The organism is Flavobacterium branchiarum (assembly GCF_030409845.1).
GTDB lineage: Bacteria > Bacteroidota > Bacteroidia > Flavobacteriales > Flavobacteriaceae > Flavobacterium > Flavobacterium branchiarum.
The window spans coordinates 1,743,728-1,762,360 of record NZ_JAUFQQ010000003.1 but is presented as its reverse complement, the minus strand read 5'-3'; the positions used below and the strand labels follow the sequence as shown (position 1 = coordinate 1,762,360).

The 18,633-nt window shown below is 32.3% G+C and carries 19 protein-coding genes; 9 read left to right on the top strand and 10 right to left on the bottom strand.

The genetic code is table 11. The features are described 5' to 3' along the window. Window positions 1-275: 275 nt before the first annotated feature. The 4 genes from QWY99_RS08375 (at window position 276) to QWY99_RS08360 (ending at window position 2,547) form a co-directional block, all read left to right on the top strand. Entirely contained in the window at window positions 276-749 is a 474-nt protein-coding gene (locus QWY99_RS08375) for a DUF6789 family protein (protein WP_290263666.1), read from the top strand. Window positions 750-816: 67 nt separating this feature from the next. After that, window positions 817-1,512: an alpha/beta hydrolase gene (locus QWY99_RS08370; protein ID WP_290263663.1), complete on the top strand. Its 696-nt coding sequence runs from the start codon at window positions 817-819 to the stop codon at window positions 1,510-1,512. 15 nt (window positions 1,513-1,527) lie between these two features. Beyond that, a complete protein-coding gene (locus QWY99_RS08365) occupies window positions 1,528-1,983 on the top strand; it encodes an SRPBCC domain-containing protein (RefSeq protein WP_290263661.1) in 456 nt (151 codons plus the stop codon). Further along, window positions 1,984-2,547, top strand: a complete 564-nt coding sequence (locus tag QWY99_RS08360; RefSeq protein WP_290263659.1) for a YdeI/OmpD-associated family protein — start codon at window positions 1,984-1,986, stop codon at window positions 2,545-2,547. A gap of 42 nt (window positions 2,548-2,589) precedes the next feature. Here the strand turns inward: QWY99_RS08360 and QWY99_RS08355 are convergent, their stop codons facing one another. Further along, window positions 2,590-3,549, bottom strand: coding sequence for a bifunctional helix-turn-helix transcriptional regulator/GNAT family N-acetyltransferase (locus QWY99_RS08355; protein ID WP_290263657.1), 960 nt, complete (start codon window positions 3,547-3,549; stop codon window positions 2,590-2,592). Window positions 3,550-3,730: 181 nt separating this feature from the next. On the opposite strand from QWY99_RS08355, the gene QWY99_RS08350 reads away from it, so the two are divergent. Continuing rightward, a complete protein-coding gene (locus QWY99_RS08350) occupies window positions 3,731-4,165 on the top strand; it encodes a DUF6526 family protein (protein ID WP_290263655.1) in 435 nt (144 codons plus the stop codon). An 8-nt stretch (window positions 4,166-4,173) separates the two neighbouring features. On the opposite strand, the gene QWY99_RS08345 is transcribed toward QWY99_RS08350, so the two are convergent. Further along, window positions 4,174-4,881: a LytR/AlgR family response regulator transcription factor gene (locus QWY99_RS08345; RefSeq protein ID WP_290263653.1), complete on the bottom strand. Its 708-nt coding sequence runs from the start codon at window positions 4,879-4,881 to the stop codon at window positions 4,174-4,176. Continuing rightward, on the bottom strand, window positions 4,882-5,919 hold the full coding sequence (locus tag QWY99_RS08340; RefSeq protein ID WP_290263651.1) for a sensor histidine kinase: 1,038 nt from the start codon (window positions 5,917-5,919) through the stop codon (window positions 4,882-4,884). A 164-nt stretch (window positions 5,920-6,083) separates the two neighbouring features. Here QWY99_RS08340 and QWY99_RS08335 point away from each other — a divergent pair, with 164 nt between their 5' ends. The 4 genes from QWY99_RS08335 (at window position 6,084) to QWY99_RS08320 (ending at window position 13,012) form a co-directional block, all read left to right on the top strand. Then, the gene (locus tag QWY99_RS08335) at window positions 6,084-7,469 is read left to right on the top strand and encodes a TolC family protein (protein ID WP_290263649.1); all 1,386 of its coding nucleotides are present in this window, start codon (window positions 6,084-6,086) and stop codon (window positions 7,467-7,469) included. A 12-nt stretch (window positions 7,470-7,481) separates the two neighbouring features. After that, window positions 7,482-10,790: an efflux RND transporter permease subunit gene (locus QWY99_RS08330; RefSeq protein WP_290263647.1), complete on the top strand. Its 3,309-nt coding sequence runs from the start codon at window positions 7,482-7,484 to the stop codon at window positions 10,788-10,790. A gap of 44 nt (window positions 10,791-10,834) precedes the next feature. Continuing rightward, on the top strand, window positions 10,835-11,923 hold the full coding sequence (locus QWY99_RS08325; protein ID WP_290263645.1) for an efflux RND transporter periplasmic adaptor subunit: 1,089 nt from the start codon (window positions 10,835-10,837) through the stop codon (window positions 11,921-11,923). Window positions 11,924-12,595: 672 nt separating this feature from the next. Next, window positions 12,596-13,012 (top strand): DUF6896 domain-containing protein, encoded by a 417-nt coding sequence (locus QWY99_RS08320; protein WP_290263643.1) that lies wholly within the window; start codon window positions 12,596-12,598, stop codon window positions 13,010-13,012. Between the two features lie 65 nt (window positions 13,013-13,077). Here the strand turns inward: QWY99_RS08320 and QWY99_RS08315 are convergent, their stop codons facing one another. The 7 genes from QWY99_RS08315 to QWY99_RS08285 form a co-directional block, all read right to left on the bottom strand. Further along, window positions 13,078-13,629, bottom strand: a complete 552-nt coding sequence (locus tag QWY99_RS08315) for a hypothetical protein (RefSeq protein ID WP_290263641.1) — start codon at window positions 13,627-13,629, stop codon at window positions 13,078-13,080. Between the two features lie 2 nt (window positions 13,630-13,631). Next, complete coding sequence (locus QWY99_RS08310) at window positions 13,632-14,705, bottom strand: hypothetical protein (RefSeq protein ID WP_290263639.1); 1,074 nt, start codon at window positions 14,703-14,705, stop codon at window positions 13,632-13,634. Between the two features lie 323 nt (window positions 14,706-15,028). Then, the gene (locus QWY99_RS08305; RefSeq protein WP_290263637.1) at window positions 15,029-15,184 is read right to left on the bottom strand and encodes a hypothetical protein; all 156 of its coding nucleotides are present in this window, start codon (window positions 15,182-15,184) and stop codon (window positions 15,029-15,031) included. Between the two features lie 321 nt (window positions 15,185-15,505). Then, entirely contained in the window at window positions 15,506-15,934 is a 429-nt protein-coding gene (locus QWY99_RS08300; protein WP_290263635.1) for a hypothetical protein, read from the bottom strand. 5 nt (window positions 15,935-15,939) lie between these two features. Beyond that, window positions 15,940-16,887 carry an RHS repeat-associated core domain-containing protein gene (locus QWY99_RS08295; RefSeq protein ID WP_290263633.1) on the bottom strand — a complete coding sequence of 316 codons (948 nt, stop codon included), beginning with the start codon at window positions 16,885-16,887 and terminating at the stop codon, window positions 15,940-15,942. Window positions 16,888-17,200: 313 nt separating this feature from the next. Next, window positions 17,201-17,833 carry a tetratricopeptide repeat protein gene (locus QWY99_RS08290; RefSeq protein ID WP_290263630.1) on the bottom strand — a complete coding sequence of 211 codons (633 nt, stop codon included), beginning with the start codon at window positions 17,831-17,833 and terminating at the stop codon, window positions 17,201-17,203. Beyond that, window positions 17,833-18,573 (bottom strand): RHS repeat-associated core domain-containing protein, encoded by a 741-nt coding sequence (locus tag QWY99_RS08285; RefSeq protein WP_290263628.1) that lies wholly within the window; start codon window positions 18,571-18,573, stop codon window positions 17,833-17,835. The genes QWY99_RS08290 and QWY99_RS08285 overlap by 1 nt, the downstream gene beginning before the upstream one ends. Between the last annotated feature and the right edge of the window lie 60 nt (window positions 18,574-18,633).

Below are 18,633 nucleotides of genomic sequence, written 5' to 3'. Positions count from 1 at the left end.
TTTTTGTCTTCCCACAGGTTTTCGTAATGATCCCTTACTTCTTCTATTCCCCACAATCTTGTCTTCCTGATAAAGAAAGGAACTCATCAAGTAGCTCAGATTGCAACAATCCAATTAATCCTTTTAATCTGTGGCAAACAACTAATCCACAAACACTTAATCACTTACCACAATACATAAAAACACAATCATATTGATTTTATAATACTTCAGAATATTGAATACAATAAGAATTCGCTAACTTTATATTCTCGAAAATACAAAACAGTATCTCTATGAAATCAAAAGCAGGAACAGTTTTATTATCAGGTTTAGTTGCTGGTACAATGGATATTATTGCTCCAATTCTTATTTATTCTGTTATACTACAAAAAACAACAACAGTCAAAATTTTGCAATCTATTGCTAGTGGTATTTTTAAAAAAGATGCCTACTCCGGTGATCCAAAAATGGCAGTCTTCGGATTAGTTATTCATTTTATAATTGCTACTATTTTTGCTTTATTCTATTTTGCAATATATCCATACCTCCCCTCCTTAAAAAATAAGACAATAATCTCAGGATGTATATATGGCATATTGGTATGGATTGTAATGAATCTAATTGTTCTGCCTATTGTTTTCCCTATTTTACCAGCCAAACATTTAGATTTCCCATTACTATTATCGATTGTAATACACGTCTTTTGTGTGGGAATCCCAATCGCAATCATAACAAAAAAACACTATCAGCATACATTAAATAAATAATCATTATACCCCCCACGATATAAACCCCACACTTTAAACGAATTAATCTAACTTTAAAATTAATATCATGGCAACAAAAGATTTAAACATTGTATTAGTGCACGGAGCTTGGGGCGATGGTTCCCATTGGCAACATATTATTCCTGCTTTACATAAAGAAGGATACAAAGTTCGAAGCGTACAAAATCCATTAACCTCTTTGGACGATGACATACAGAGAACAAAAGATTTAATCGATGCACAAGAAGGCAAAGTATTATTGGTAGGTCATTCTTATGGCGGTTCAGTAATTAGTGGTGCGGGACATCACGACAAAGTAGTAGGTTTAGTTTATATAGCCGCATTTGCACCAGATAAAGGCGAAAGTCTAGGAGGAATATTCGCCCGTAGAGAGCAACCTTCGGGAGGAGCAAGTATATACCCTGATTCAAAAGGCTTTTTATGGATTAAATACGATGAGTATCACAAAAATTTCTGTCAGGATCTGAATGAAAATGAAACCTTAACAATGGCTTTGGCACAAAAACCTATACATGGTAGTTGCTTTGGGGCCGAATCTGGTGAACCAGCCTGGAAAACTAAACCGAGTTGGTACCAAGTATCTAATAATGACCATATGATACCACCAGCAACTCAAGTAGAAATGGCAAATAGAATGAATCCAAAGAAAATAATACATTTAGATGCAAGCCATGCTTCATTGGCTTCACATCCAAAAGAAGTACTAAAGTTAATTCTAGAAGCAGCAAAATTTGTTGAATAGTAATTTCAAATTATCATGGCAAGCCAATTAACAATTAGCAATAGCATCGAGATAAATGCACCCGCACAAAACGTATGGGATGCATTAACTAATCCCGAAAAAACAAAAATTTATATGTTTGGTTGTGAAGCTTTATCTAACTGGAAAATTGGAAGTGAGCTACTTTGGAAAGCAAATTACGAAGGCAGTGACATGATATTTGTAAAAGGACATATTGTAAACATAGAACCTTTAAAAAAATTAATTTATTCTACATTTGATCCAAATTCAGCTATTAAAGACATACCAGAAAACTATTTGAATGTAACGTATGAATTGACCGAAAACTTAGGGAAAACAATTTTGAATGTTTCCCAAGGTGATTATTCAAAAGTGGCAGATGGTCAACGAAGATATTGCGAAGCATTAAATAATGGCGAAGGCTGGAATCCGATTTTAGTAGAAATAAAAAAACTTGTAGAAACAAATTAAATGATACCATTATTTTTTGAAAACCAATCTGAATTTAGAAAATGGCTGATACAAAATCACCTATTAGAAACTGAATTGCTGGTTGGTTTTCATAAAATAAATAGCAATAAACCAAGCATGACTTGGTCACAATCTGTAGACGAAGCACTTTGCTTTGGATGGATTGATGGCATACGCAGATCGATAGATAAGGATAGTTACTCCATTCGTTTTACACCTCGAAAAGCAACAAGTATTTGGAGTGCCATAAATATACAGAAAGTCGAAGATTTAACACAACAAGGATTAATGCAAGAAGCAGGATATAGAATTTTTAAATTGCGAAAAGAAAATAAATCTGGAATATATACGCACGAAATTACAGAAGTTGACTTATCAGATGATTTTGAAAAAATATTCAAGACCAATAAAAAAGCTTGGCATTACTTTCAATCACTAGCGCCTTCTTATAAAAAAGTTTCAAAAAACTGGGTAATGAGTGCCAAGCAAGAAGTTACAAGAATAAAACGCCTTAATGAACTTATTGCAAATAGTGAAGCTGGCAAGAATAAATGGAAAAATTAATAAAACCTTCAAAAGTATATTTAAAGGTTTTATTCTAAAATATTATTCTAGCGTAAGCAACATCTGAATATTAGCGCGCTCATAAGGAGTAGGATGTCCAGCTACTTTCTTAAAGCCTAATTTATTATACAAATTAATCGCAGGTTTTAAAATTGTATTACTTTCCAAATATATGGTTGAAGCTCCAAGCTCTTTTGCTTTTCCAATAACAGCCATTCCTAATAAGTAACCTATATTTTTACCTTGAGCTTTTGGAGAAACGGCCATTTTTGCCATTTCAAAATCATAATTTTTGTCTTTATCATCCATTTTAAGCATTGCACATACACCAATAGGCTCATTGTTATAAAGTGCAACAAAAATATATCCTCCTTTATCAAGAATATATTCTTTCGGATTATCAAGTGCTTTGTAATCTGCTTCTTCCATTTTAAAATAACTAGAAATCCATTCCTCATTAAGAGCTCTAAAGGCTGGATAGTACTTGGGTTCACATGCTATTACACTTACATTATTACTTTCACGATCCTTTCTTAACTCCTGAACTCTACGCATTAAACTTTTCTCATCTAATAAATATTGCCACTCCTCTATCGCTCTCCATAAATCATTATTTGCCTGAGATGCTATGTCTTCAATCGCATTACTTAAATCCTGATACAAATCCTGTATTTTTTCGTTTATTTCGTTTCCTTTTGCCGAAAGAGCAACAATATTTCTTCGTCCATCATCTTTGTCTTTCTTCTCCACAACATAACCTTGTTTCGACATTTCGCTAATGATTTTACTTACCGAAGGATGCGAATGACCAATTTCATTTGCAATGTTTGTTATTGTTTTTGATTCTCCTTTTGATAAGGCATAAAAAACAGGAAACCATTTTGGTTGCATTTTAATATTATACAGCTCATAAATTCTTCCAGCATCTTCGGTAAATCTATCAGTAAAAATTCGCAATTTACTTCCCATTGCTACTTTTCCTAGTTCGTTAAATATTTCCATTTCTTTTTTATGATATTAATTACGTAATCAGTTACGTAAATGTAATTATTTTTATTAAGCTAGCTATAAAAAACATGTTAAAATATTTAACATCAACAAAACTAAGATATTGGGTTTATATTAACGTATCAAATAATGCCACAATATATGATTTGATTACCTTTAATTAAAACTAATTTACATGAAAACTCAATCTTATAATAATCATGTTCGGTACTATCTGCCCCATCATTTTGTATATTATCCAGTACTACTAATTTTACTTCTATTTAGCATTTACTTTTCGTTTGTATCAGAAGAAAAACTAATATGGGTATTTATTAGTTTCATATTTATACTGCTAATTTGGTTGGCATTTATGCTACGCCAACATTATGCGCTAACGCTACAAAATCGTATTATTAAAGTAGAACTTCGTTATCGCTACTTTTCGTTAACAGGGAAAAGATTAGAAGAATTTGAAGATCAATTAACGGATGAGCAGTTATTTGCTTTACGATTTAGTCCTGATAATGAAATTGTGATACTCACTGAAAAAGCATTGAACGAAAACCTCTCAGGAAATTCAATAAAGAAGTCAATAAACGACTGGAAAGGTGATTATGAAAGGGTCTAACTAATAAACTAAAGCGTTTTATTCTTCAATAGATCAGATAATTCTCTTTTGTATGTAATGCCAATTGGAAGTCGTTCCTTTTTTATCACAACGAAATCTTTATCAGTGCTTTCAATTTTATCTAAAGCAACAATATAGGATTTATGTATGCGCATAAAACCGGATTCGGGGAGGCATTTTTCGAATTCACTTGTTGTGATAGAAGCCAAATAAGTTCTCTTTGTAGTGTGTAATTTTACGTAATTACCAAAACTTTGTGCAAACAAAAAAGTATCAAGTTCTAATTCTATAAAATGTCCATCGACTTTTACACTAACAGAATTTGCTACAACTCCTGAAACTTTGCTTGGAACAGTCTCGATAGAAAAGAAACGATCAATTGCTTTTAAGAATCTAGGAAAATATATAGGTTTTAATAAATAATCAATAACTCCATAATCATAACTTTCTAAAGCAAATTCAGAGTAAGCCGTAGTCAAAATTGTCTTAGGTGGAACTGGAATAATCTTCAATAATTCTATACCGCTTATCTCAGGCATATTAATATCAAGAAACATTAAATCTACTTTGTTCTCTCTAAGATAATTCATAGCCTCAATACCATTATAACATTGAAATACTAAATCTAATTGCGGGTTTTGTTTGATGTAATTCACCAAAACATAATGAGCAGCAGGCTCATCATCGACAATAATACATTTTTTAGGCTCTTTCATTTATACAAACTTCTTGAGTTGCAATTTTAAATCTACGATATAGGTATTATTATCATCTTGAATATCTAATTTGTATTCTTTACCATAAATTAGATTCAATCTTTCGATGGTATTTTTCAATCCGATTTTAGTCGAAATAACATTTGTTTTTTTTGTTGGAATTGAATTGATTACATGAAGATGCAACAAACCATTTTCGACCGTGATAAAAATACGAACAAAACAATTTTGAATAGCACAAGTTCCATGTTTAAATGCGTTTTCAATAAACGCAATTAATAGCATTGGAGAAACTTTATAGGCATTTTCATTATCAATTTTACAATCATACGTGATATCACAGCGATAACCTACTCGCTCTTTTTCTAACTGGATGTAACTATTAATAAACGAAAGTTCTTCTTCTAATGATACACATTGTTTATTATTACTCTCTAATTGATACCGCATTAATTGTGATACTTTCATGATTAAGTCAGGGGTGCGATCAGGAAATTCAAGACTTATTCCGTAAAGTGTATTAAAAGTATTGAACAAAAAATGAGGATTTAATTGACCTTTAAGTGCATTAAGTTGCATTTGATTAAATAACAACGTTTCATCTGTTTGTCTTTTATGAATTCTGTAAAATTTAAAAAGAATTGTAGGACATAGAATACATACCAACGTTCCTAAAACACTTGCCAATTGAAAAGCATAACTCGTTTGATGAGAGTTTTGATACAAACGACATTTATTAAACATATCGAATACCGTTATTTCATGTAAAACAATCGAAAAGAGTAATACACCTATAAGTGTTAGACAAATATAGGCTACTGGCCTTTGCTCTCTAAATAAAATTGGAAGTATAAAATACCGGTTGAATTGGGCATGCATGTATAGAATTAAATAGAAAAATGCTCCCATTAGTATAGAAGTAAAAGAACTAAATAACATCCAATCATTTTTCAACGTATATAGTGTAAATGAAAAAGCAATAACTGCAAATTCCTGCCACCATTTGTTATCCAATATGTTATTTATTTTCTTATTCATTTTTAATTCTTAAACAGTCTACAAATTAACTACAATTTTTTAATTTTTTAAGCCATTAAATGACCAATTCAATTCGTCATTTATTATCGTATTACATCATTTAACAAGGACTATTTCGGCTTAAGTAAAATATTTTTGTGTCATAATTTCTTATTTTAAGTTTTATGAATCTCAAAAAAATTACATTATTATTTTTATTGTTCCCCCTATTTACAGCTTTCTCGCAAACGCTGTCTTTAAAAGACGCAATTAAAACTGGTCTAGAGAACTACGGAAGTGTCAAAGCAAAAAGCAACTATGCCAATGCATCCCGCGAAACGGTTAAACAAGCCAATAGGGATTATCTGCCAAACCTAAATTTATCGGCACAACAAGATTACGGAACCATAAATGGCCAAAACGGTGCCTTATATGGTTTTAATGGTTTAGGAACAGCATCTTCTGGTCCAGTATTACCAGAACAAAATTGGAATGCCTCTTTTGGAGCATTGTATCTGGTAAACATGAATTGGGATTTTTTCACTTTTGGAAAAATCAAACAAAAAATTAATCTTGCCAAAGTTGAACTTCAAAGTCGCGAGAATGATTTTCAACAAGAAAAATTTCAGCAAGAAATCAAAATTACAGCGGCCTATCTTAATCTATTAGCGAGTCAGCGTTTATTAATTTCTCAGCAAAAGAATTTAAAACGTGCCGAAGTCTTCAAGAATACAGCTGTAGCACGAGTAAAAAACGGATTGCTTGCAGGAGTTGACTCTACATTGGCAACAGCCGAAGTTTCACGCGCAAAAATCGCCTTAAACCAAGCTAAAGATTTTGTCAACGAACAAAATAGCAAATTGGTAATCTTGATGGGGGTTCCTACTCAGAATTTTATTCCTGATAGCTTGTTTGTGAATCAGATTCCAAGAGAAATGATACAACCCACAGCATCAAATGACAGTCTTCACCCTGTACTTCAATTCTATAAAACAAAGATTGATTACAGCAATCAACAGCTGAAATTGTATCAAAGAAACTATTATCCAACGATGAGCATGTTTGGTGTTTTACAAACTAGAGCTTCAGGATTTAATTCTGATTATGGTACAAACCAAACTTCTTTCAATAGAAATTACATTGACGGAATAAGTCCAGACAGAACCAATTATTTGGTTGGAGTTGGTATTACTTGGAATCTTACAACACCTTTTAGAGCAAGCAAACAAGTGAGTGCACAAAAATTTATCTCCCAAGGATTACAAGATGAATACAACCAGATTAATACTGAGCTTAAAGCCCAATTAAATTTTGCCGATGCTAAAATCAAAATCACAATGGACAATTATATCGAAGCGCCAATACAAGTTAATGCCGCTGCACAAGCTTATTTGCAAAAATCAACTTTATACAAAAACGGATTAACCACGTTAACCGATATTACCCAAACCCTATACACATTAAATCGTGCCGAAATCGACCGCGATATTGTCAATAATAATGTGTGGCAATCTTTCTTACTCAAGGCTGCTGCCACAGGTAATTTTGACCTATTTATAAATGAATTTTAATTATAGATCCTAATGAATTTAATACGTTTTGCACTTCGCAAACCCATTTCCATATTGGTTTTGGTTGCAGGTTTATTCTTCTTCGGAATTAGTGCTATAAAGGATATCAAGGTAGATATACTTCCGAAAATGAATCTGCCAGTTATTTATATTGCTCATCCTTTTGGTGGTTATACTCCCGATCAGATGGAAGCTTATTTTGCCAAAAATTATGTCAACATACTTCCTTTTGCCAATGGAGTAAAATCGGTTGAAACTAAGAATATTCAAGGGTTAATGATTATGAAATTAACCTATTATGAAGATACTAATATGGCACAGGCTGCTGCCGAATTAAGTTCGCTATCGAATAGAATTCAAGCTGCCTTTCCTCCAGGAACACAACCGCCGTTTATCATCCGTTTTGATGCTTCTTCTTTACCAATTGGACAATTGGTATTAAGCAGTAAAATAAGATCTAATAATGAATTACAGGATTTAGCCAATGTATATGTTCGTGCTTCATTTACCTCTATTCCGGGTTTACTATCTCCAGCGCCCTTTGGCGGAAGCCCAAGAACAATCGAGATTAACGTAGATCCAGATATGTTGCGTTCGCACAATATGACACCCGATCAAATTGTTGAAGCCATTCGAGTAAACAACCAAACAGCTCCTTCTGGAAACGTTCGTATGGGTAACATCAATTATATTACCCCAACCAACAACACAATCAAGGAAGTTAAAGATTTCGAACAGATTCCGTTATTTAAAGGTGGCGTTCAAAACCTAAAATTAGGCGATGTTGCCACCGTAAAAGATGGTGCTGATATTACTGCTGGATATGCTTTGGTAAACGGAAAACGTTCGGTTTATATCAGTATCGCAAAAGCTGGAGACGCTTCGACTTGGGATGTGGTTCAGAAATTAAAATCCGAATTGCCTAAAATTCAAAGTACATTACCTGAGGATGTAAAATTATCATACGAATTTGACCAATCGGTTTATGTAATCAACTCAGTTAAAAGTTTAATTACCGAAGGTATCATCGGAGCTATATTAACAGGATTAATGGTTTTATTATTCCTTGGTGACCGACGCGCCGCATTGATTGTAATTCTAACTATTCCGATTTCGATTATATCAGGGGTTTTATTTCTGAAATTATTCGGTCAAACCATCAACTTAATGTCTTTAAGCGGACTGGCTCTTGCCATAGGAATTTTGGTTGATGAAAGCACGGTGACGATAGAAAACATTCACCAGCATCTCGATATGGGAAAACCCAAGGCACTCGCCATTTGGGATGCCTGTCAGGAAATTGCCTTGCCTAAATTATTGATTCTTCTTTGTATTCTAGCCGTATTTGCACCTGCATTTACCATGGTAGGTATTCCTGGAGCCTTGTTTTTACCATTGGCATTAGCAATTGGATTCTCAATGGTAATTTCATTTTTACTTTCTCAAACCTTTGTGCCTGTAATGGCAAACTGGTTAATGAAAGGACATCCTGTTCACGAGCACGATCCTAGCATCACCGATGATGAAGCCGAATTTAATGATAGCGGAATAACTCCTGAATCTGAAAAGGATCTGATTACGCAGAAAAAAGCAATGGTAGAAAGAGAAGATCTTAATAATGATGGTAAAATAAGTCATTTTGAGAAATTCAGAATCCGATTTATGCGCACGCTAGACCGTCTTTTCCCGCATAAAAAAGGAGTAACTCTAGCGTATCTATTCGGAATTACTTTCTTAGCAATTGTACTAATTACTTTTATCGGAAAAGATGTTTTTCCTAAAGTAAACTCAAGTCAGTTTCAATTAAGAATGCGCGCTCCCGACGGAACTCGTTTGGAACGTACCGAAGAGAAAGCAATTTTAGTTCTTAAGGAATTAGACAAAATGGTGGGCAAGGAACATATCGGAATTACATCTGTGTATGTTGGGCAACATCCATCGCTGTTCTCTATCAATCCAATCTATTTATTTATGGCAGGTTCACATGAAGCTGTTTTTCAGGTGAGTTTAAAAGAGTATCATGCTGATATGGATGATTTTAAAGATGAATTTAGAAACAGACTTAAAAAGATTCTACCAGATGTAAAAGTATCTTTTGAACCCATTGAACTTACTGATAAAGTATTAAGCCAAGGTTCTCCTACTCCAATTGAAGTACGAATTGCAGGAAAAGATAAAAAAAGAAATGAGCTTTACGCCAATCAAATAGTCGAGAAACTTAAGAAAATAGCATATTTCAGAGACGTGCAAATCGGGCAACCAATTCATTATCCTGCAATGAATATTGATATTGATAGAACTCGTGCTGCCGAATTAGGCGTTGACATGAATGATATTTCTCGTTCACTAGTTGCTTCGACTTCGTCATCTAGATATACCGAAAAAAATACGTGGGTAGATGAAAAAGCTGGATTATCCTATAGCGTTCAGGTACAAGTGCCGCTAAACAATATGAAAAGCAGAACTGATATTGGCGAAATTCCTGTATTAAAAAATTCGCTCCGTCCCGTATTAAGTGATGTTGCCAAAATTACACCAGGTTTTGTAAGTGGAGAAAATGACAATTTAGGAGCTATGCCTTACATTACTGTTACTGCCAATATTAGCCAGACCGATTTGGGTACGGCAGTAAAAGATGTCGATGCAACATTAAAATCTCTTGGCGAATTGCCTCGTGGATTATTCATCACTCCAATTGGAATGAGTAAAGTATTGACAGAAACATTAAGCAGTTTACAAATAGGATTATTGGTTGCTATTTTCGTAATCTTTTTGATGTTGGCAGCAAACTTCCAATCGTTCAAAGTATCTCTGGTAATTCTAACAACAGTTCCAGCAGTAGTTTTAGGTTCCTTATTAATGTTGACAATTACAGGTTCTACCCTAAACTTACAATCGCATATGGGAATCATCATGTCGGTTGGAGTTTCTATTGCCAATGCCGTTTTATTAATTACTAATGCCGAACAATTACGAAAACACAATGGCAACGCATTAGAGTCGGCTCGTGAAGCTGCAGCATTACGTCTCCGCCCAATAATTATGACCAGTGTGGCAATGATTGCCGGAATGTTACCAATGGCAATTGGTCACGGCGAAGGTGGTGATCAAGTATCTCCATTAGGGCGAGCTGTTATTGGCGGATTGTTATTCTCCACTTTTGCAGTACTATTAATTTTGCCACTAATTTTTGCGTGGGCACAAGAAAAAACAACAACACAATCTGTTTCTTTAGATCCTGAAGATGAAGAAAGTATTCACTATATATCATCATTAAATCCAAAAAATGAAATCGCAACAAAAAACAATTCCAATAAATAAAAAGCGATAACATAAACGACATCTAATAAATAATTTTCACATTTATGAAAAATAAAATATTTCAATCAACCATGCTATTTTTCGTAGCAGTAAGTTTATTAAGCAGCTGTAATTCGAATAAAAAAGAAGAAGCTGTTGCCGAACTTGAACCAAAAACGGAAACACTTCTTTTACAAAAAGAAAAAATGTCTACCGAATTGCGATTGCCAGCAGAATTATCAGGTTTTCAGCAAGTAGATTTATATGCTAAAGTAAGCAGCTTTGTACAATTACTTAAAGTAGATATTGGTTCAAAAGTTACCAAAGGACAACTTTTGATTGTACTAGAAGCTCCCGAAATTAGTTCACAACTTGCAGCGGCCGAATCGAGATTAAAATCGATGGAAGCTATTTACAATACAAGCAAAAGCACCTACGATCGCCTTTATGAAACTAGTAAAGTAGAAGGAACCATTTCTAAGAATGACTTAGAAATGGCAAACGGAAAAAAGAATTCTGATTACGCACAATATCAAGCAGCCGTTGCATCACATAAAGAAGTAGCGATTATGAGAGGTTATCTTGAAATTCGTGCTCCTTTTAACGGAATTGTTACTGCTAGAAATGTCAATTTGGGTGCCTATGTTGGTCCATCAGGAAAAGGATCTGATTTGCCATTATTGACCATTCAGGAACAAATAAAATTGCGTCTTGCCGTATCTATTCCTGAATTATACACTGGCTATTTAAAACAAGGTGACGAAATGAGTTTCAATGTAAAATCATCTCCTGATACTTTCAAAGCTAAAATTCAACGTATGTCGGGAGCATTAGATTTAAAACTACGTTCAGAACGTGTAGAAATGGATGTAAACAATACCGATGGAAAACTACTACCTGGAATGGTTGCCGAAGTTCTGCTTCCGCTAAATGCAAAAGATAGCACTTTTGTTGCTCTTAAAACTGCCGTGGTAAGTTCAGCCGAAGGTGTTTATGTTATAAAAGTAGTGAATCATAAAGCAACAAGAATCAACGTTAAAAAAGGTAGAGAAATCGATGATAAAATTGAAATCTTTGGTGATTTAAATACCAATGACAAATTGATTAAACTTGCCAGCGAAGAAATTAAAGAAGGTGATATTGTTAAAGAATAACGACCTTTCTCTTTCATAGATAAAATGAACTGTACGCAATTATTAAATTTTGCTCAAAGGACGATAACTGATAAAGTATCGTCCTTTTTTTGTATCTTTTTGGTTCTAGTTTCACAGAGATTCACGAAATAGCGCAGAGATTCACAAAGTTTTTTTATTCTCATTTTATGTCATCCTGAGCGGAGTCGAAGAATCTCCTCAAGTAACTCTACAAAGATTGCATTCTCATTTTTTGTCATTTCGATTGAAGGGAGAAATCCCACAAGCAACTCCGCAATTTAAGAAAAACAATGAGTTAGTTTCTTTCGAAGATTTCTCGTTCCTCGAAATGATATACTTTGTGGTTATATTTTTTTTATACTTTTAAAATTTTAAGGAGCTTATCCTGCTATCATTCCAATCTTTTTTATTGTGAAAAACAATATAAAAAGGATTTTCCCTTCTATCAGGGCTAAAAAACAGATAGCTAAAATCGCAGTGTCTAAATTTAAACCTTCAATAGCCCCCTGCTTTAGCTGGAGCCCTCAAAAATGCATTAAAAAGGCTTTAGCCAAATGCTACATTTTAGTTCTTTTCCTACAGCGTGTGTTTCGCTCGTGAAATTTTCTACGTTATCATTAAAAAAATAACATATATTCGAACTACAATAAGACTATAACTTTTATTTAAATTATGATCAAAGACATTTTAACTAACTATATCAGTTCTATAAGAGCTTTTGAAGTTTTATTAAAAAATAAATATCAAAAGGATATAAATCCATGTTCATTTTCGCATAGATTTTTTGAAAGAAAAGGAACAATCGATGCAATTGAATATTGGTTTCATGGAAGTGGTTGTACATTCGAAAAAGATGGTATTATATATAATTATGATATCTCTATAAATGAAATTCAGTTTTCGCAATGGAAATTTTCTGAATTTATTAGAACTCATCCAGAGTATCAAAAATTAAATTATAGCTCTGACTACATTGAAAATGAATTATATCAATTAATAAATAGACAAATATTAGCCTGGGTAATTGTAGAAAGTGAGGTTTTTGGATGCGTTTTTAAAACTTACAGAGTTCTTCAAGAAAATCTATAAATTATTTCCATACCAAAAGCCTCTCTTGCGCTAGTATCTGTAAATCTGTTCTCTCAAGTTATTTTTTATTTATTATTAAACTTTATAGTATTAAAAGAATTAACTAGTAAATCACTATCAATCCTATTTAAATTTTTTCCAATTATTGTTAATCTATTTTTAGATTTTTTGATACTATCAATTGAAATTCCAGTAAATCCTTTTCCTTCCTTTTTAGGTATTCTTAATTTTGATTTATGTTTATCAATAATAACATACATATAATACTCATCTAAAAAAGTACCTTGAGCTTGATCAATTTCTGGAGTATTAGACCAAAATAAATTTTCTGTATTCATCCCCATATCTTTATACTTAAGCAATTGTTTTTTAGAAAAAACTTTATTAGTTTCTTCAAATTTTTCAGAATATTCACCAAAATCACTTATTATAGTGTCCCCTTTAGCAGTTAAAATGACAATCAAATTACTATCAATTCCATTCTGATTAATTTCTTTCCAATCACTTGGTATGTCTATTTCATAATTACCCATATTAATAGTTTTTACTTTATTTTCATTACAACTGAAAATAAATATTGTTAGTAAGATGACTATTGTTTTTTTGTACTTTTTCATTGTTATTTTATTTTATTTTTTGCTAAAAAATCATTTACTTGTGTTTGAATCTTATTGTTATAGTTTGTACTATTTTGAGATTGAATATAAATCCCATTTCCTTCTAGAGGACCTACTTGATTATACAAAATATTACCTCTTTCAGAAGCACTTGTAGAAGTAGTACCTGCTATGATTGATGGATTCATCAATCCTCCATTCTTATGCTCTAATCCTAAATTGTGACCTATTTCATGTTGAGCTGCTTGATTAAAAGTACTATTTTTTATTGTTCCAATTTCAACAGCACTTACTCTTCCTCCTTTAATTGCTAAACCTACAGGTTTAATGCCATTAGCTATTTTGGGTATATCATTTACTAACATCATGACGTGGTCATTTTCTCCAACTTCTTTTAAAGAGTTTACAACTTTATAATCCAGAAAAACATTTTGCAAATTATCAGATGCATAAATATCATTGCCTCTAAAATCTTTTTGTGCAACACCCGTCATTGACAATAGTTGAACAGTCCCAATAGATTTATTAAACATTGTTTTAGATAAATCTGCACTGTTTGAGTTAACAATGGTTAAGGTCATTCTTATACTTACATCTCTTTGAACATAGTGAATATCTCCTTTTTTATTAGAAACGTTGGTGATTATATCATATGGTAATGGTGCCCTACCATCAGGGTCTATAAATCGTATTGGATTATTGAACGCATAAACATAGGAACCATAATTAGGCATTTTTTCACCCAATGGGTCTGGAGATATCCAGCGTCCTACAGCATCACCAATAGGTTGTGCATAAGGATCTGTAGGGTCATGAATTATACGTCCAACAATTTGTTGGTTCTTTACATGCCAGCGTACTCTACCGATAGTGACAATACTATCAAGGTCGTGTACTTCGAGATATTTTCCGTTGCTCAACGTTGCAACATGCGCTTTTGAGCCGTATTTAGCAAATGGATTTCCTGCTAGTACATTTTTAGCTCTTCTTTCCTGTTCTTCTTTTGACAAAATTTCCTGTGCTGAAACTACATTAAAACTAAGGACTAAAAGTATTAAAAAATAAAGGTTTTTCATGAATTTTATTTTGGTTAAAATAGTATAAATTCTAATTAAATTAGACTAATTCCTACAATGTAATTATTTTTAATAAATTAATACTGTTAAATTTAGAATTTAACACAAAAAGCAGACTTAAGCGATGCCGATTATTACGATAGAGAAAGTATTATTATAACCGATTTTAAAAACAAAACTCTTGTTTATATTATCTTATTTATTAAACCAAAAACCTAAAAATCAAAGTACTTAGCACCAAAAAAAAACAACTATTACTAGTGAAAATCAAACAAAAAAAACCTCGATTTTTAAAATCGAGGTTTAAGCTATAATTAGAGTTTTTACTCTACATCCAAATAAGGATTTAAAATTTCGGCTAATTTATTTAGCCAATAAAAGCTGTTTTCTAAAGTAACTGTTTCATTTTGGAAAATTTCATTTTCCCTAATAGCTCCCAAGGCAAGTAGATGATTTGCTTGTCTTATCGCCTTAGCCATTTCTTTTATTGAAATTATCGCTTTTAAATCATTTCCATGAAAATTGTATTTTTTCCTTTTTATGCAATAGGATATATATTAGACCATTTAAGTAAACGTTTAATACTATCAATTTTACCAATAGTTATTTTACCATTTTCTTTTAATTCATTTTCATATTTATAACTTCGTATCTGACCGTACAAAAAAAAACATCAAAAATAATAACGCTATAATATTTCTATTATTTATCATAATTAATCTAATATTTTGGAGCAACATTTGCTTTAACAATTTAAAAAAAAAATACTACTTTCTACTGTCGTCGCATTTTATATATTCTTATTTTTCTAAATCACTATTCTTAATGTCTTCTCTAGAAAATCCTGCATTTAAAATCACTAGTGTATCAGTTACTTTTTTTTGTAGATTAACAATTATTGTATTGGGATATTTAGGAATAGACTTTGCCAAATAGAAAGTATTAATTTCGAGATCATTTATATTATTTGTTTCATTCTCAGAATTTAAAACCGAATAATTAATCCCTGAGTTTGCCGATTTTATTTTTTTTCCGTCTATAAAATATGTGAAATAAAAATTAGTTGTTTTCGGTAAAATTTCTTTGGATGTAAATTTCACCACAATTTCTTTCCCATTATTTTCAATTTCATTTTTCTTAAAAATATCTTTTAAACAAAAATAAAAAATGAAAAAAATAACGATTAATAGGATAAGATGACCTGTATTTAAATTTATTCTTTTCTTCATAAATATTATTTATTTTCCTCAACTAAATATGGTGTGAAATTTGCTCCTGTTGCGAAAAGCGTTTTAAAATACTCTCGAGTTACTGCTTCTGAAAAGCCTGTTCCTGAAAGGTAATTATCTGTAGCCTTTCCAAAACGATTAGTTAAAACTGCTGCACCGGCTTGAACTGCCCATTTATTAAATGAATCGGGGGCATTAAAACCTTTATTAGCAGTAAAACTTAATGATTCTCCCAAAATAGCAGGCCCCATTCCCGGTATAATTGAACTTGCTGTAGAAATCACATTAATATTCCCAAATTCTCTTCCATTTGATAAATATTGAGCTCCTGCATTCCCGATTACATTAGTTATTGCAGAACGTAAAGTTATTTGAGAAAATGCTGATGCAACTTCTGCAACCGCATAAGTCCCTCCTGCCGCCAGACTTCCTGAAACTGCCAATACTGGTAAAGCGACTACTCCAGCGACCATTGCAGCATGAGTAGGGTCTTTATCTGGACCATAGGCTCCTGATGGAACATAATTACTTTTATATCCCTTAATATTAACATTATTTAATGCAATAGTATTACCTAAATCTTTAGCTCCATTCTGTCCCATCCAAGTAGTCGTAGCTTTATTGTATTTCCAACTACCACTACTATCTGTATGAATAGCTCCATCACTTGCGTCTACACCGGTAGGAGGTTCTGCAATCATACCTGTTGGATTAACAAAATTGATAGGATTATTTAAAGCAAAAACATAGGAACCATAATTAGGTATTTTTTCTCTCAATGGGTCAATAGATATCCATCGCCCTTTAGCATCACCAATAGGTTGCGCATCAGGATCAGTAGGGTCATGAATTATACGCCCAACAATTTGTTGATTCTTTACATGCCAGCGTACTCTACCAATAGTAACGATACTATCAAGGTCGTGTACTTCAAGATATTTTCCGTTGCTCAACGTTGCAACATGTGCTTTTGAGCCATATTTAACAAATAGTTACCAAATGAAGCTGCAGTACCAATCTTAAAAGCAGAAGAAGTAGAACTAAAATTACTATCGCTCATTTGATTTATATATACATCGGCGTAAGTTAATAAGGTACTTCCTGAAAATTTAGGATTTTAGTTGTCTTCTTTATGGTTATTTTCGTGTTTCATGACACTTTTAAAGTTGTTGTTTTTAAAACGTTTGTCTCTCATTCCATAATTCTTATCTCTTTTATCAAACCCAGAAGGTCCCGAATAATTCTAAGAATGCTTTTTTTATTGTTTTAATCGTTTATACTAAAAAGTTTGAATAGCACATTCTCTTTTGTTTCTTTATTTATTAACTCTTCTAAAAAATTAATATTTTGATTTTCGTATCCTTTGTCTTTATAATTTTCCTTGAATTTATCTATTTCTTTCAATGCGTATTCTTTTCCTTTAAAATAATTATCTAGTGCAATTTTACAAAATTGATTATTTGATGTTGGATTTTGAATTTTATCATAATCGTTGTATGCATCTCTTAATGCTTTAATTGCATTTTTTTCATTAATCTTAAGAAAGATGGTACCTTTTTCCATTTTAAAAGCAGGATCTTCTGAATTTATAATTAATTCATCTAATTGTATTATAGCATCATTGTAGTTTTTAGTTTCAACTAAAAATCGAACTTTTGTAAATTTATAATTGCTACTTTTTGGATTGCATTTTATAGCTTGGTTGATATATATTAAAGCACTATCATTTTCTTCTAATGCAAATTTATTGTTAAACTTTTTGTAAATTTTTTTGCAGTCAGAGAAGTCATCTTCTGTTTTATTATTAATGACTGTAGGATTGGGGTTAGATTTTACTTTATTACTGCAATTTGAGAGTAATAATAAAGCCATTGATATAATTGTTATTTTAGTTATCATTAGTTTCCAGTTTTAAATTGTTGTTCATCTCCTGTTACTTGATTTACTGTATTGACAGATGTCTTAAAAGTTAGATTAAGACCCGTTGATACACCTGATGACGTATTTGTTAGGTTTTTATAAGAAGATAAACTTACATTCATTGTAGCATCACTTGTTGCGTGAAATGGTAAATTACTTAACATTGCACCGCTATGGTTTTGAAAAGGAGAACTTTTACTTGTAAAATTGAAACCCGAAGGCGTCCAAGCTTTAACACCAAAAAAACCACTCACACCTTCAATTTGCATTCCAGGCGCAAAAGTTCCTGATGAAACCCTTACATTAACCCTAATACCGCTGATTTCTGATTTTCCACTTACTAATTTTCCATTTTCGCTTATATTTTTAACATTCAAATCATATGTTACCTGTGCACTGTTGTTAAACACCGGAAATGCAATTGCAGAACCCGCCTTCCCTCTTCCATTTTCGCCATCAAATACTGTGGCACTTACTGTTGTCCAATTACTGTTTTGACTTTCTGTTGGAATATTCAGATTTTGCTTAACTTCACTTAAATTCGAGCCAATATTTGACCACTTCCCACCATTTGTGTCTGTCAAACCTTTTGCCGTACTATCAAACCAAACTACTCGGCCGCCCTCACCTTTAAACCAATCTAATGGCTCATTCCCATCAGGGTCTATAAATCGTATTGGATTGTTGAACGCATAAACATAGGAACCATAATTAGGCATTTTTTTTCTGAAAACGAATTTTAATTTGCGCACTACACAAATTTCAAAGAGTTACGCTTC

Bases quoted from the DNA above. Each gene is read 5' to 3' on its own strand.
- QWY99_RS08375 (WP_290263666.1), top strand. From the start codon at position 276: ATGAAATCAAAAGCAGGAACAGTTTTATTATCAGGTTTAGTTGCTGGT.
- QWY99_RS08370 (WP_290263663.1), top strand. From the start codon at position 817: ATGGCAACAAAAGATTTAAACATTGTATTAGTGCACGGAGCTTGGGGC.
- QWY99_RS08365 (WP_290263661.1), top strand. From the start codon at position 1,528: ATGGCAAGCCAATTAACAATTAGCAATAGCATCGAGATAAATGCACCC.
- QWY99_RS08360 (WP_290263659.1), top strand. From the start codon at position 1,984: ATGATACCATTATTTTTTGAAAACCAATCTGAATTTAGAAAATGGCTG.
- QWY99_RS08355 (WP_290263657.1), bottom strand. From the start codon at position 3,549: ATGGAAATATTTAACGAACTAGGAAAAGTAGCAATGGGAAGTAAATTG.
- QWY99_RS08350 (WP_290263655.1), top strand. From the start codon at position 3,731: ATGAAAACTCAATCTTATAATAATCATGTTCGGTACTATCTGCCCCAT.
- QWY99_RS08345 (WP_290263653.1), bottom strand. From the start codon at position 4,881: ATGAAAGAGCCTAAAAAATGTATTATTGTCGATGATGAGCCTGCTGCT.
- QWY99_RS08340 (WP_290263651.1), bottom strand. From the start codon at position 5,919: ATGAATAAGAAAATAAATAACATATTGGATAACAAATGGTGGCAGGAA.
- QWY99_RS08335 (WP_290263649.1), top strand. From the start codon at position 6,084: ATGAATCTCAAAAAAATTACATTATTATTTTTATTGTTCCCCCTATTT.
- QWY99_RS08330 (WP_290263647.1), top strand. From the start codon at position 7,482: ATGAATTTAATACGTTTTGCACTTCGCAAACCCATTTCCATATTGGTT.
- QWY99_RS08325 (WP_290263645.1), top strand. From the start codon at position 10,835: ATGAAAAATAAAATATTTCAATCAACCATGCTATTTTTCGTAGCAGTA.
- QWY99_RS08320 (WP_290263643.1), top strand. From the start codon at position 12,596: ATGATCAAAGACATTTTAACTAACTATATCAGTTCTATAAGAGCTTTT.
- QWY99_RS08315 (WP_290263641.1), bottom strand. From the start codon at position 13,629: ATGAAAAAGTACAAAAAAACAATAGTCATCTTACTAACAATATTTATT.
- QWY99_RS08310 (WP_290263639.1), bottom strand. From the start codon at position 14,705: ATGAAAAACCTTTATTTTTTAATACTTTTAGTCCTTAGTTTTAATGTA.
- QWY99_RS08305 (WP_290263637.1), bottom strand. From the start codon at position 15,184: ATGGCTAAGGCGATAAGACAAGCAAATCATCTACTTGCCTTGGGAGCT.
- QWY99_RS08300 (WP_290263635.1), bottom strand. From the start codon at position 15,934: ATGAAGAAAAGAATAAATTTAAATACAGGTCATCTTATCCTATTAATC.
- QWY99_RS08290 (WP_290263630.1), bottom strand. From the start codon at position 17,833: ATGATAACTAAAATAACAATTATATCAATGGCTTTATTATTACTCTCA.
- QWY99_RS08285 (WP_290263628.1), bottom strand. From the start codon at position 18,573: ATGCCTAATTATGGTTCCTATGTTTATGCGTTCAACAATCCAATACGA.